We start from the raw sequence: 13,409 nt of genomic DNA on the forward strand, positions 1-13,409 counted from the left end.
ATTTGCACATTGGAACGGATGCAATGGACAATTGGGACGAAGTCAGAACAGCCTATCAGGTTGCACGTATGGGGACGGTCAGCGGTGCGGCTGACGTTTTGGGTGTTCACCATGCAACGGTTATTCGCCATATTGATGCAATCGAGGCCCGGCTTGGTGTCAAACTGTTCCAGCGGCATGCACGGGGTTATACGCCGACCGACGCGGGCGAGGACCTGTTGCGGGTGGCGCAGGCGACCGAAGATCAGTTCAACCAGCTTGTCGGGCGCATGAAAGGGCGGGGCGACGATGTCTCGGGCGAGTTGGTCGTAACCTCGCTGGGGGCTCTTGCGCCGCTGGTGGTGCCTGTTCTGACACAGTTTCAGATCGCGCATCCCGGGTTGATTGTCCGTTATTTGACCGGCGATCGGCTGTTTCGGTTGGAGTATGGGGAAGCCCATGTTGCAATTCGCGCCGGTGCTGCTCCAAGCCAGCCGGACAATGTGGTGCAGCCGTTTTTCCAGCAGGAAGTCGGGCTTTATGCCAGCAAGTCTTATGTAGAACGTCACGGCAAACCGTCAGGCGTCGAGGACTTCGCGAACCATTTCTTTGTAAGCACGGATGATGAAAACAGCCGGGCGCCGTTTTCGAAATGGTTGCGCGAGACGGTTCCGGCCGAGGTGATCACGTTCCGATGCACCAACAACTTCTGCATTCGCGAGGCGGTTCTGTCCGGAGCAGGCATTGGGTTCATGGCCCGCTGGGAGGCATCCGGGGACCCCGATCTGGTGGAAGTGATCGAGCCGATGCCGGAATGGTTCGGCAAACTGTGGTTGGTGACCCATGTCGACCTGCACCGAACGACCAAAGTGCAGGCTTTTCTGAGCTTTCTCAAGGAACGGTCCAAAGGCTGGCAGTCATGAGCCAGCAGGCGCGCGGCCATTTGGCCATGTTGCTGTTTTCAGTGCTGGTCGCGGGTAGTTTTTCGTTGGGCGCGATGGTCGCCAATCAAATTGCACCGGCTGCGATCACTGCAGCGCGATTTGCGATTGCGGCGGTGGTCATCGGCGGGGCAGCAGCGTTGACAACGGGGATATCGCGAACCGCCTGGCGGGCACCTTGGCGATATCTTGTCTTGGGTGGACTTTTTTCGGCGTATTTCGTATTGATGTTCTACGGTCTCAAGACCGCGCCGCCTGTGGGGGCGGCGGCTGTTTTCACTTTGACGCCGGTCATCTCGGCCGTTGCGGGGTGGGCGCTGCTGAGACAGGTGACGACGCCGCGGATGGCGGTGGCGCTGGCAATCGGGGCCACCGGGGCGCTGTGGGTGATTTTTCAAGCAGATTGGCAGGCGTTTCGCGCGTTTGAGATCGGGCAGGGCGAGTTTATCTATTTCTGGGGCTGCGTCGCCCACGCAATATATACGCCGATGGTGCGAAAGCTGAACCGGGGTGAACCGGCAGTTGTTTTCGCCTTTGGGACCATGCTGGCGGGGTGCCTGATCCTGATTGTTTTCGGTTGGTCGGACATTCGCGCCACCGATTGGGCGGGCCTTCCGGCTATCGTCTGGATCAGCCTGCTTTACCTGGCCTTGTTTGCCACCGCGGCCAGCTTCGTTCTGGTGCAGTTCGCCGCGTTGCGCCTGCCATCGGCCAAAGTCATGGCCTATACTTATCTGATCCCGAGCTGGGTTATCCTTTGGGAAATTGCTCTCGGCCAACCAGCCCCTGCCGTTCTGGTGTCGGTCGGAGCGGTTATGACCGTTATTTCGCTTGTGCTTTTACTCAAGAGCGAGGAGCCTGCGCCTGAAAACCGACGCGAAGCTTTGGATTAGTCCCGGGACTTGACCGAAGGTAGTGAACTTGCCCCAACAATACGGAGTCCTCACGTGAAACTGCACCTCTCATCCGCGGCGCTTCTGATCCTTACCGCTTGCGCAACAAACGGGCCGGACGGCGCGTCGACCTCTATGCTTCAAGCGGAGTGCGAAGCGATGATTTCCGCAGAAACCCAAACACGGCTGGACGGGGTAACAGCGGTTTCGACCGTGCCTGATGCGTCCGGAACCACGGTTACGGTTTCAGTTGCCGGATCGGACGTGCCGTGGGTCTGTCGGGCAGATTCCGCTGGGGTTATCGAAGGGATCGGCGTTCAGGAATAAGTCGGGGCGGTCAATCTTCTTTCCCGGGCAGTTCCACTTCCAGGAATCGTTCGAACGCATCCAGATTGACCGGTTCGAACTGCCCGAACCCCTGCATCCAGACGGATGCGGTGCGCAGGGCATCTGGCTCCAGCTTGCACCATTTCACCCGGCCGCGTTTCTCTTGGCTGATCAGGCCCGCCTTGGTCAGGATCACCAGATGCTTTGAGATCGCAGCCAGCGACATCTCGAATGGTTCAGCCACGTCTGTAACGGCCATGTCGTCCTCAAGAAGCATCGCAAGGATGGTCCGGCGGGTCGGGTCGGCGAGAGCGGCAAAAACGGTGTCGAGATCACTGGACATGGGTCTTACCTAAAGTGCAGGAACCGGTTTGACAATTTCCGTTAAAGGATCACTGTGCCCGGAACTGATGCGAAGGGGCAGAGTATGGCACTCAAATACTGGCTGGTGATCGGCGTGCTTGGCATCGGCTGGGGTATGTCCTTCATGTTCAACGCCATTTTGCTGCGCGAGCTTGGGCCGCTTTCGGTATCGATGGGTCGTGTGGGATTTGGGGCGCTGGGCTGCTGGATCTATGTCATCGGTGCCCGGCTGCCGGTTCGTCTGAGTATGGCCCGTGCCGCCGGGCTGCTGGGCTTCGGAGCGCTCAGCTATGCCGCGCCGTTTGCGTTTTATGCGCTGGGGCAGCAGCATGTCGCCTCGGGTGTTGCCGGAATCGTCAATGCGACGACGCCGGCATTTGCTGTGCTTGTGTCGCATTTCTGGCCGGGCAGTGAGCGTGCCACGCTGCTGAAATCTCTGGGTGTCGTTTGCGGTTTTGCCGGGATTGTTGTTTTGTCGCTGCCGGTGTTGCAGGCAGGCGCAACTTCGGAGTTCTGGGCCATTTTGCTGATCCTCTGCGCGCCGATCTGTTATGCCTTTTCACTTAACATCGCCCGGGCGTTTCGGGATATGCAGCCCGTGGTGCTGGTCGCGCTGGCGTTGACCGGTGCCACGTTGTCCATCGCCCCATTGGCGCTCTGGCGCGAGGGGTTGCCGGTGGTCACACGCCCGGAAACATGGTTGTCGTTGATGGTGATCGGGTTCGTATTGACCTCGGCCGCTTTCATCGCCTTTTATTGGCTGTTGCCCAAGGCGGGCCCGACCAACATGTCGACCGCGACACTGATTGCCCCGATATCGGCGCTGGTGCTTGGCACCTGGGTTCTGGGCGAGGCGCTGTTGCCCGAACATCTGCTGGGGATGGCGGCGATCTTTGTTAGCTTGTTGTTGATCGATGGGCGCATGTTCAGGCGTCTGCTGCGCGTTGGAGTGGAAAAAGATCAACCAAAAGGTTGAATATTGGTTTTCGGGCAGTTTTGATACTCTGGGGTTGGCTTCACCAACTGAGTTGAGTCAGCGGATTTCAAAAAGCCATTTAAAATCAATATTATAGAATGCGTCAATCCGGGCGCGCAACACCGTTGACTCTGCGCCCATCGCCCCTTAGCACCGTGCCCAAGACTGTGCGAGGGAAACGCCCGTGACCGATGACGACCAAAAGCAGCGTATGGCGCAGCTGGAGGCCAAGATCGAGGCGGCGAAAAAGGCCAAAACGCCGAAGCCTCGTGCAGATGCTGACGTCTCGGGCGGCGAGCTTGCCTGGAGGATGGTCATCGAAATGGTATCCGGTCTGGGGATCGGATTTGGCATCGGATACGGGCTGGACAGCCTGTTCGGGACAATCCCGATCTTTCTGGTGCTGTTCACATTGCTGGGCCTTGTCGCGGGCGTGAAGGTTATGCTCCGCAGCGCGAAAGAGGTTCAAGAGAAACAAGCGGCGGCGACGGCTGCCGAGAAGGACGAGAGGGACTGAACGTGGCAACTGAGACCACCGCAGCAGAAGGCAGCAGCCTGGTTTTCCACCCGATGGATCAGTTCATCGTCAAGCCATTGTTCGGCGACGGTGCGGTTGGCATGTTCACGGTTACCAACGTGACGCTGTGGCTGTTCCTGGCGATCGTCGCCATCGTTCTGTTGCTGATCGTACCGACGTCGAAGCGCGCCATCGTTCCGACCCGGATGCAATCGGTGGCCGAACTGGCCTATGGCTTTATCTACAAGATGCTGGAAGACATCTGCGGCAAGGAAGGCGTCAAGTACTTCCCCTATGTCATGACCCTGTTCATGTTCATCGTTTGCGCGAACTTCCTGGGCATGATCCCGATGTCCTTCACCACGACATCGCATTTCGCCGTCACTATCCCGCTGGCGCTGGCCGTGTTCCTGACCGTGACCGTTTTGGGTTTCGTCAAGAACGGTGCCGCGTTCCTGGGTCTGTTCTGGGTCTCCAGCGCTCCTCTGGCGCTGCGCCCGGTTCTGGCGATCATCGAGCTGATCTCATACTTTGTACGCCCGGTCAGCCACTCTATTCGTCTCGCCGGTAACGTCATGGCAGGCCACGCTGTTATCAAAGTTTTCGCAGGCTTTGCCGCGATTGCCGCGATCTCGCCCGTGTCCGTGCTGGCGATCACCGCAATGTACGGCCTTGAGGTCCTCGTGTCCTTCATCCAGGCCTACGTATTCACCATTCTGACCTGTGTTTACCTGAAAGATGCGCTGCATCCTTCGCACTAAGGTCTGAACCCCCAAAATCGAAACTTCCAATTCGTAAGGAGATACATCATGGAAGGCGATCTCGCACACATCGGCGCAGGCCTGGCAGCAATCGGTTCCGGCGCAGCCGCAATCGGGGTGGGCAACGTTGCAGGCAACTTCCTGGCCGGCGCCCTGCGCAACCCTTCGGCGGCTGCTTCGCAGACCGCAACCCTCTTCATCGGTATCGCGTTCGCAGAAGCCCTGGGGATCTTCGCATTCCTGGTCTCGCTGCTGCTGATGTTCGCCGTATAATCTGCGGAACCTGATCCTTACGCGCAGGTGGGCCCAAGCCATAGCGGCCCGCCTGTTGTAAAGACAAGTTTCCGACGGAGGATATCATGGCGACTGAACCCCTTACAGAAGAGGTAGCTGGCTCGTGCGTCGACTCCTATGGCTCTGCCATCGGGATGCCGCAGCTCTGCTTCGATTGGTTCCCCAACCAGATTTTCTGGCTGGTCATTACGCTGGTCGTCATCTTTCTGGTCCTGTCTCGCGTGGCACTGCCTCGCATCGCGGCAATCCTGGCTGAACGTCAGGGGACCATTACAAATGACCTGGCTGCGGCCGAAGATCTGAAGGCCAAGGCGGTCGAGGCCGAAGAGGCCTACAACAAGGCGCTTGCCGATGCCCGTTCTGAGGCACAGCGTATCGCTGCCGAAGCACGCGCAGAAATCCAGTCTGGTCTGGATGACGCGATTGCCAAGGCGGACGCGGAAATCGCTGCAAAGGCGGCTGAATCGGAAAAGGCGATTGCCGACATCCGTGCCGGTGCGCTGGAAAGCATTCAAGTGGTTGCCAAGGATACGGCGGCTGAACTGGTCACAGCACTGGGCGGCGAGGCGGATGCCAAAGCTATCGCCAGTGCTGTAGACGCGCAATCGAAAGGATAAGTGACATGCGGAACACTCTTGCCCTTATCCTGACGGTCGGCGCAGCCAGCCCGGCATTCGCCGCAAGCGGCCCGTTCTTCTCGCTTGGCAACACTGACTTTGTCGTCACTCTGGGCTTCATCGTCTTCATCGCGGTCCTGTTCTATTTCAAGGTCCCCGGCATGATCGGTGGTGCGTTGGACAATCGTGCAGAAGGCATCAAGTCCGAACTGGACGAAGCCCGTGCCCTGCACGAAGAAGCACGCAGCCTTCTGGCCTCGTACGAGCGCAAGCAGCGCGAAGTGCAAACCCAAGCGGACGCCATTGTGGCCGCTGCGAAAGAGGACGCGGCTCTGGCAGCAGAGCAAGCCAAGGTCGATTTGGAGAAATCCATCGCACGCCGTCTGGCCGCTGCACAGGATCAGATTGCATCGGCTGAAGCTTCGGCTGTGAAAGAAGTCCGTGATCAAGCGATTACTGTTGCTGTTTCGGCAGCCAACGCTGTGCTGGCCAAGCAGATGACCGCCACGCAGGCGAACAAGCTGATCGACGCCGCCATCGCGGATGTGGGTGAAAAACTGCACTGATCATCACGATCATATGTCTTTGAAAGACCCGAGGGCCTCAGGCCTTCGGGTTTTTTCTTTGTATCAGGGCGCTTGTTTTGATCTGCGCCAGGTGACAAACCAGACGATCAGGGCAAGCAGTGTGATTGCGATCTCAACTTTGAACGTCCAGTGGTTGAGGAAGGACAAAATCCAGTGCGAATGGGTCGCCTGCACCACGACCAGCGGATAGGTGGCATCCGAGAAGGGCCAGAGCCAGGCAACCGCCCCGGTGATCGAATCCAGCATCATATGCACCAACCCACCTGCGCCAAAGAAGGTCAGAAACGTGCCCGCCTTGACGGCCCACAGGCGCAGCACCAGCCCGGCAAACAGAAAGCCTGCCCAGATGATCGGGCGGTGGGTCAGGTATTCATGGTGATGGTGCGCCCGACTATCGACGAAATAGAACCACAGCATATCCACATCCGGCGCTACGGCACCGATCATTGCAGCCGTAAAAGCGAGTCTTCCCAGATTAAGTGCTGCAGCGCGAAAGACCAGATAAGCGCCCGGCAGATGCCCGATGAACATCAAACCTCACCGGTTTCGTGCTTCAGCCGCTGCTGCGCGATCTTCTCGTTCCGTATCGCCTTCTGCTGATCTTCCATGCAGCGCTCGACAAAGCTGAGATGTTCCTCAACCGCCCGACGGGCACCTTTTGGGTCGCGCTCCTGCAATGCTGCGTTGATCGCGCGGTGCTGGTCCAGAATGGTCTCTCGGGTCGTGCGTTGCTGGAACATGACCTGGCGGTTGTAGAACACGCCCTGCCGCAACAGGTCGAACATCGACCGCATCATATGCAGCATCACCACATTATGGCTGGCCTCGATGATCGCCATGTGGAACTGGGCGTCCAGATGGGCCTCTTCCTCGGCTGCATTGCGGGCGTGGGCGTCTTCCATCTTGTCCAGAATGGTCTGCACCACCTTCAAGTCGCTGCCAGATCCCATCCTGGCCGCACGCTGAGCCGCCAACCCCTCCATGTCGCGCCGGAACGAGAGGTAGTCGAATACCGCCTCGTCATGATTGCCGAACAACCGGATCAGCGCGGGCGAGAAGGCCGAGCCCAGAACCTCGGCCACATAGATGCCCGATCCGGCCTTGGCGGTCAGCAACCCCTGATCCTGCAGGTCTGCGATCGCTTCGCGCAGCGACGGGCGCGACACGCCCATTCGTTCGGCCAGCTCCCGTTCCGAGGGCAAGCGTTCGCCCGGGCGCAGGATGCCGCGCAGGATCAGCAGCTCAATCTGGCGCACCACGGCCAGAGACAGTTTTTCGGTCTGAACTTGTTGGAAAGGCATGAAGCTAACTGTTGGAATTGGTCAACTCACTTGACCACGTTTGCGGGGGAGGTTCAAGCCGCTCACGGAGACTGAAACATTGGGTCAGTATTATTGACATAATATGCGCTTTGCCTAATCTGAAGTTCAAGGGCAGAGGAGGCCCGTCGAGATGGATCAACTCTACGCCACACGCACATCCCGGATGAAAGCATCCGAGATTCGCGAATTGCTGAAACTGTTGGGTCAACCGGGCATTATCTCCTTCGCCGGAGGCATTCCCGACCCGGCCCTTTTTCCGGCAGAGGCCTTTGCCAACGCGTTCCAAAACGCCCTTGGCCCGGATCAGCAGGCGCAGGCGCTGCAATATTCCGTCAGCGAGGGCTATGCACCGCTGCGCGAATGGCTGGTCGGGTATATGCGTGGGGTCGGCGTGGAGTGTGACATCGACAACATCCTGATTACGTCGGGCTCGCAGCAGGCGCTGGACTATCTGGGTAAGTTGTTTCTGTCTCCGGGTGATACGGCTTTGGTCGGTTGGCCCACTTATCTGGGCGCGCTCAACGCGTTTGATGCCTATGAGCCGCGCTTTGATCAGCTTAGCGTCAATGGCAATCGGGGCGCTGCCGAGTATCGCCATGCGGCGGGTGGCAGCCCGATCAAGTTCGCCTACCTCTCTGCCGATTTCGCCAACCCGACAGGAGAGACCGTTGATTTGCGGGGCAGGGAGGCTTTGTTGGATCTGGCTGATGAACTGGACTGCGCCGTGATTGAGGACGGCGCCTATCAGGCGCTGCGCTATGATGGTGACCCGATCCCGCCAATTCTGGCACTGGAGCAGGCGCGTAAGGGATCGATTGAAAACTGCCGGGCGATTTATTGCGGTAGTTTCTCGAAAACCCTGTCGCCTGGTCTGCGCGTCGGCTGGGTCGTGGCCGCCAAGCCTGTAATCTCGCAACTGGTGCTGCTGAAACAGGCCGCCGATCTGCATTCCTCGACCATCAACCAGATGGCTGTGTATCAGGTGGCGCGGGATTGTTTTGACACTCATGTGCCGATGCTGCGCCGCACCTATGCCGCCCGCCGGGACGCGATGCTCGAGGCTTTGTCCCAGCATATGCCCGATGGTGTCGACTGGGCTCGACCCGAGGGCGGCATGTTCGTCTGGGTAACCTTGCCCAGGGACATGAACGGGGCCGACCTGCTGGCACAGGCGCTTGAAACGGCCAAGCTCGCCTTTGTGCCCGGTCAGGCCTTCTACCCCGACGACACCGGGGCGAACACGATCCGGCTGAGTTTTTCAAATTCGGATGAGGATATGATCCGCGAAGGCATTCGCCGCTTGGGAGTCGTGCTTCGCGCCTGATCCGGGAAAGGTTTCGTTAACCATATTGCCGCAAGAACGGCGGTATGATCCGATTGTTCGCCTTCCTGTTTCTCACTGCCTGTTCGGGCGGCACGCCTCATTTCCGGGATCAGCCGGCAACGCGTGTCTCGGTGAATGGCAGCATCTTTGACGTCCGCGTCCGCGGTGAACTGGCCGAGGCCGTCCGCGTGAACCCGCAATACGCCCCACGTCTTGGCCCGATCCGCGACCGTGCCGCGCTGGCCATGGCGCAGGTTTCGGGTTGCCCGCTTTTGGATGTTCTGGGCGATGCGGCGGTCACCGTGGGCGTGCTGGGTTGTGACCGTGAACTTGGGGAAAAGCTGATTTTTGGTGCCCTGATGATGCGCTCGTATGAATGTGTCGATTACGGATATTACAGGGACTATGGCTATCAGGTCTTTGAATGCACGCCTTACTGAGATACGCGTGTTTGCGCGTAGTTTCGCCAAGATATTGTGGATAACTCGACCAATCATCCTATATCCTGCGCAATCGCGTTGACACCTCCCCCGTCCCTTGCGCAGACTTCTTACCCATAGGAATCATACCAAGAGCAGCCATTGCGCTTTAGCAAACTCAAACTGACCGGCTTCAAAAGCTTCGTGGACCCGACCGATTTGATCATCGCGGACGGGTTGACCGGTGTGGTTGGTCCCAATGGCTGCGGCAAATCCAATCTGCTGGAAGCTTTGCGCTGGGTTATGGGCGAAAACCGCCCCAAGTCCATGCGTGGCGGCGCGATGGAAGATGTGATCTTTGCCGGGGCGGCCACCCGGCCCGCACGCAATTTTGCCGAAGTTGTTTTGACCATGGACAACTCGGAACGTCTGGCGCCTTCGGGCTTCAACGACAGCGACCAGCTTGAGATCGTCCGCCGCATCACCCGCGATGTCGGAAGCGCCTATAAGACCAACGGCAAGGATGTCCGCGCCCGCGACGTGCAGATGCTGTTTGCCGATGCCTCGACTGGCGCGCATTCCCCGGCGCTGGTGGGTCAGAACCGCATCGCCGAACTGATCAACGCCAAACCCCGTGCGCGCCGCCGCATTCTGGAAGAGGCTGCCGGGATCTCGGGCCTCTATCAGCGCCGCCACGAGGCCGAACTGAAGCTCAAAGGCACCGAGTCCAATCTGACCCGCGTTGATGACGTGCTGGAACAATTGGGCGGGCAGTTGGCACAGCTGGCGCGTCAGGCCCGTCAGGCCGCGCGCTATCGCGAGATTGGTGAGCAACTTCGTCAAGCCGAAGGGATGCTGCTCTATCGCCGCTGGAAAGAGGCGGACATGGCCCGTCAGGCGGCAGAAGAAAAGCTGCGGGACCGCATTACCGAAGCCTCGCGTGCCGAAGCTTCTGCCCGCGAAGCCGCCGCCAAACGTGCCGAAATCGAAGAAACGCTACCACCCCTGCGCGAGGAAGAGGCCATCGCCGCCGCCGTCTTGCAACGCCAGCAGGTTCAACGGGATCAGCTCTCGGATCAGGAAACCCGTGCGCGCCAGACGATCGAGACGCTGACCAACCGTATCCAGCAGCTGGGCAACGATATTGAACGCGAATCCGGCCTGAACCGGGACGCGGGCGAAATGATCGAACGGCTGGAGTGGGAGGCCCGCGAGTTGGCCAAAGCCGCCGAGGGTTATGACGAGAAGGTCGCCGAGGCTGCGGAAATTGCCCGCGAGGCTGCATCGGTTCTGCAGGATCGCGAAGATCACCTTTCGCAGGAAACCGAAGACATGGCCCGTCTGGTGGCCCGCCACCAATCGGCGCAGCGACTGGTAGAGGACAGCCGTAAAACCCTGGCCCGCTCCGAGGGCGAAGAGGAAAAGGCCCGCGCTGCGGTGGACGAGGCACGCAGCGCTCTGACCCGTGCCAGCGAGGCGTTTGAGACCGCACAGGCGGGTGAAGAAGAAGCCCGCGAAGCTGCCGAGGCCGCCGAAGAAGCGCTGGCCGCTGCTGATGAACTGCGCAATGACACGCAGGCGCGCGAAGCTGAGGCACGCGCCAAGCGGTCCGAGGCCGAAGGTGAGCTAGGCGCGATAAGGGCTGAAACCACAGCGCTTGCGAAACTGGTTGAACGTGATACCGCTGAGGGCGGGCAGGTTCTGGACTTGCTGCGTGTCGCCTCAGGCTATGAAAAGGCGTTGGGGGCTGCGCTGGCCGATGATCTGCGCGCGCCGCTGGTCGAAGGCGACGGCCCGTCCGGCTGGGTAGAGGTTGCAGGATATGACAGTGACCAACCCTTGCCGGAAGGCGCTGAGCCATTGGCTCTGCATGTGTCCGGACCAGACCGTCTAAGCCGCCGGATCGCACAGATCGGGCTGGTCGACGCGGATCAAGGCGCGCGCTTGCAGGCATCGCTGAAACCCGGCCAGCGGCTGGTGTCACGCTCGGGTGATCTGTGGCGATGGGACGGGTTCCGCGCCTGGGCCGAGGATGCGCCAAGTGCGGCGGCCCTTCGGTTGGAACAGCTCAACAAGCTGGAAGCGTTGAAACAGGAACTGGCCCGGACCGAGGCGCAGGCCGAAGGCGCGTGCGCCGCGCACGAAGCGTTGTCGCAACAACTGGCCGATGTGACCGAAGCCGACCGCCGTGCGCGTGAGGCCCGCCGCACTGCCGATCAGCGTATGGCAGAAACGGCCCGCCAACTGAGCCGGGCCGAAGCGGACCGCAATCTGGCGCAAGGTAAGTTGGAGACGCTGGCACTGGCCGTGGACCGCCATAAGGAAGACGCCATGTCCGCCCGCGCGCAACTGCGTGAAGCCGAAGGCGCGTTGACGGGCCTGGGCGACCTCGATAGCGCCCGCGCGCAGGTCGAGGACATCAAACAGACGGTTGAGGCCGCGCGGATCACCATGCTGACCCATCGCTCGACCCATGATGAGCTGCGTCGCGAGGGTGAGGCGCGAACACGCCGGACGCAGGAGGTGACGAAAGACCTTAGCGGCTGGCGGCATCGTCTTGAGACGGCGGAAAAGCGAATTTCCGAACTCGCCGAACGCAAGGAAAGCTCGGAGGAGGAGCTGTCCGAGGCGATGGCAGCCCCTGCGGAAATCGCCGAGGCGCGTGAGGAACTGAACGAGCTGATCGAAACCGCCGAAGCGCGCCGGGCCGAGGCCGCCGACAAGCTGGCCGAAGCCGAGACGCAGCAGCGCGAGGTGGTGCTGGCCGAGCGTGAAGCGGAACGTCTGGCCTCGGAAGCCCGCGAAGGTCGGGCCGCAGCCGAGGCACGGTGTGACGCGGCCAAGGAAAGTGTTGTCGCGGCCGCGGAACGGATTGCCGAAGATCAGCAACTGACCCCGAACCAGTTGCTGAACCAACTGGATGTTAACCCGGATCAGATGCCCGCCGCTGACGCACTTGAGGCTGAGGTCAACCGCCATAAACGCCAGCGCGACGCGATGGGAGCCGTGAACCTGCGGGCCGAGGAAGACAGCAAGGAAGTTCAGGAAGAATTCGACACGCTGAGCAGCGAAAAGGCCGATCTGGAAGACGCGATCAAGGCCCTGCGCAGCGGTATAGCCAGCCTCAACCGCGAGGGGCGTGAGCGCCTGTTAACTGCGTTCGAACAGGTGAACTCGAACTTCGCCATGCTGTTCAAACATCTTTTCGGTGGCGGTGAAGCCAATCTGGTCATGGTCGAAAGCGACGACCCGCTGGATGCCGGGCTTGAGATCATGTGCCAGCCACCGGGCAAGAAACTCTCGACCCTCAGCCTGTTGTCGGGTGGCGAACAGACCCTGACCGCGACTGCGTTGATCTTCGGCGTTTTCCTCGCCAACCCGGCCCCGATCTGTGTGCTGGATGAGGTCGACGCGCCGCTGGACGATGCCAACGTCACCCGCTTCTGTGACCTGCTGGACGAAATGTGCCGCCAGACCGACACACGTTTCCTGATTATCACCCACCATGCGGTGACCATGGCGCGGATGGATCGGCTATTCGGTGTGACAATGCAGGAACAGGGCGTGAGCCAATTGGTCTCGGTTGACCTGAAAAAAGCCGAGCAGATGGTCGCCTGACCGATCACCGCAACGTTATGTCCATCTGACCACCTGTCGGGGTAAGCTTGCCGCATGACCCGTTTTTTGTTCCTGGCCCTTCTGGCGGCAGGCCCTGCCACCGCTGCCGACTGGCCTATCAAACCCGGAGATGTTCCTTTGTCGGCAGAGGAGCTTGACGCTCTGGCAGGGCGCACGCTGATATTTTACGATGATGGTCAGGCCAAATTTTCGGCTGGCGGGGCCTATTCCTACACCTACGCCAGTGGAGACTCGGCGTTCGGCACCTATTCCATCGCCGAGGACGGCAGTGTCTGTATCGCCTATCGCAACGGGTTCAGCCGGTGCGACTTGTATGTGCGCAGTGGGGATCGCCTGATCCTGATTGACGAGAAAGGGGATCGGTATCCGGTGCGGCCGGAGTGATCTGACCATCTGCCGTCATAAGCGCTCATTGCGCTCTGAGGGCAGTCATCTACCATGACCCGAGAT

The 13,409-nt window shown here is 60.0% G+C and carries 16 protein-coding genes; 13 read left to right on the forward strand and 3 right to left on the reverse strand.

What is annotated here, in order from left to right:
- The first annotated feature begins 23 nt into the window (after positions 1-23).
- The 3 genes from ACP0GE_RS14400 to ACP0GE_RS14410 are packed head-to-tail and all read left to right on the forward strand — an operon-like array spanning position 24 to position 2,140.
- Positions 24-902 carry a LysR family transcriptional regulator gene (locus ACP0GE_RS14400; protein WP_424832607.1) on the forward strand — a complete coding sequence of 293 codons (879 nt, stop codon included), beginning with the start codon at positions 24-26 and terminating at the stop codon, positions 900-902.
- Positions 899-1,813, forward strand: coding sequence for a DMT family transporter (locus ACP0GE_RS14405; RefSeq protein ID WP_424832608.1), 915 nt, complete (start codon positions 899-901; stop codon positions 1,811-1,813). Before ACP0GE_RS14400 ends, ACP0GE_RS14405 begins: the two co-directional genes overlap by 4 nt.
- A 54-nt stretch (positions 1,814-1,867) precedes the next feature.
- The gene (locus ACP0GE_RS14410; RefSeq protein WP_424832609.1) at positions 1,868-2,140 is read left to right on the forward strand and encodes a hypothetical protein; all 273 of its coding nucleotides are present in this window, start codon (positions 1,868-1,870) and stop codon (positions 2,138-2,140) included.
- A gap of 10 nt (positions 2,141-2,150) precedes the next feature.
- Here ACP0GE_RS14410 and ACP0GE_RS14415 read toward each other — a convergent pair whose 3' ends face one another.
- Complete coding sequence (locus tag ACP0GE_RS14415) at positions 2,151-2,483, reverse strand: ArsR/SmtB family transcription factor (protein ID WP_424832610.1); 333 nt, start codon at positions 2,481-2,483, stop codon at positions 2,151-2,153.
- A gap of 84 nt (positions 2,484-2,567) precedes the next feature.
- Here ACP0GE_RS14415 and ACP0GE_RS14420 point away from each other — a divergent pair, with 84 nt between their 5' ends.
- The 6 genes from ACP0GE_RS14420 (at position 2,568) to ACP0GE_RS14445 (ending at position 6,234) form a co-directional block, all read left to right on the forward strand.
- Positions 2,568-3,479, forward strand: a complete 912-nt coding sequence (locus ACP0GE_RS14420; protein ID WP_424832611.1) for a DMT family transporter — start codon at positions 2,568-2,570, stop codon at positions 3,477-3,479.
- 184 nt (positions 3,480-3,663) lie between these two features.
- Positions 3,664-3,996: an AtpZ/AtpI family protein gene (locus ACP0GE_RS14425; protein WP_424832612.1), complete on the forward strand. Its 333-nt coding sequence runs from the start codon at positions 3,664-3,666 to the stop codon at positions 3,994-3,996.
- A gap of 2 nt (positions 3,997-3,998) precedes the next feature.
- Positions 3,999-4,757, forward strand: a complete 759-nt coding sequence (locus ACP0GE_RS14430) for a F0F1 ATP synthase subunit A (protein WP_424832613.1) — start codon at positions 3,999-4,001, stop codon at positions 4,755-4,757.
- A 48-nt stretch (positions 4,758-4,805) separates the two neighbouring features.
- Positions 4,806-5,030 carry a F0F1 ATP synthase subunit C gene (locus ACP0GE_RS14435; RefSeq protein WP_005981269.1) on the forward strand — a complete coding sequence of 75 codons (225 nt, stop codon included), beginning with the start codon at positions 4,806-4,808 and terminating at the stop codon, positions 5,028-5,030.
- An 86-nt stretch (positions 5,031-5,116) separates the two neighbouring features.
- Positions 5,117-5,668, forward strand: coding sequence for a F0F1 ATP synthase subunit B' (locus ACP0GE_RS14440; protein ID WP_424832614.1), 552 nt, complete (start codon positions 5,117-5,119; stop codon positions 5,666-5,668).
- Between the two features lie 5 nt (positions 5,669-5,673).
- The gene (locus ACP0GE_RS14445) at positions 5,674-6,234 is read left to right on the forward strand and encodes a F0F1 ATP synthase subunit B (RefSeq protein ID WP_424832615.1); all 561 of its coding nucleotides are present in this window, start codon (positions 5,674-5,676) and stop codon (positions 6,232-6,234) included.
- A gap of 63 nt (positions 6,235-6,297) precedes the next feature.
- Here ACP0GE_RS14445 and ACP0GE_RS14450 read toward each other — a convergent pair whose 3' ends face one another.
- Both ACP0GE_RS14450 and ACP0GE_RS14455 read right to left on the reverse strand, forming a co-directional pair.
- Positions 6,298-6,786 (reverse strand): metal-dependent hydrolase, encoded by a 489-nt coding sequence (locus tag ACP0GE_RS14450; protein WP_424832616.1) that lies wholly within the window; start codon positions 6,784-6,786, stop codon positions 6,298-6,300.
- Positions 6,786-7,556: a FadR/GntR family transcriptional regulator gene (locus ACP0GE_RS14455; RefSeq protein ID WP_424832617.1), complete on the reverse strand. Its 771-nt coding sequence runs from the start codon at positions 7,554-7,556 to the stop codon at positions 6,786-6,788. Before ACP0GE_RS14455 ends, ACP0GE_RS14450 begins: the two co-directional genes overlap by 1 nt.
- A gap of 151 nt (positions 7,557-7,707) precedes the next feature.
- Here ACP0GE_RS14455 and ACP0GE_RS14460 point away from each other — a divergent pair, with 151 nt between their 5' ends.
- From ACP0GE_RS14460 to ACP0GE_RS14475, 4 genes are all read left to right on the forward strand, one after another.
- Positions 7,708-8,901 (forward strand): PLP-dependent aminotransferase family protein, encoded by a 1,194-nt coding sequence (locus ACP0GE_RS14460; RefSeq protein WP_424832618.1) that lies wholly within the window; start codon positions 7,708-7,710, stop codon positions 8,899-8,901.
- Between the two features lie 44 nt (positions 8,902-8,945).
- Positions 8,946-9,341, forward strand: a complete 396-nt coding sequence (locus ACP0GE_RS14465; protein WP_424832619.1) for a hypothetical protein — start codon at positions 8,946-8,948, stop codon at positions 9,339-9,341.
- Positions 9,342-9,482: 141 nt separating this feature from the next.
- Positions 9,483-12,938, forward strand: coding sequence for a chromosome segregation SMC family protein (locus ACP0GE_RS14470; protein WP_424832620.1), 3,456 nt, complete (start codon positions 9,483-9,485; stop codon positions 12,936-12,938).
- A 54-nt stretch (positions 12,939-12,992) separates the two neighbouring features.
- Positions 12,993-13,343, forward strand: a complete 351-nt coding sequence (locus ACP0GE_RS14475; RefSeq protein WP_424832621.1) for a hypothetical protein — start codon at positions 12,993-12,995, stop codon at positions 13,341-13,343.
- Positions 13,344-13,409: the final 66 nt, after the last annotated feature.

This window comes from Ruegeria sp. (assembly GCF_965243365.1).
Taxonomy (GTDB): Bacteria; Pseudomonadota; Alphaproteobacteria; order Rhodobacterales; family Rhodobacteraceae; genus Ruegeria.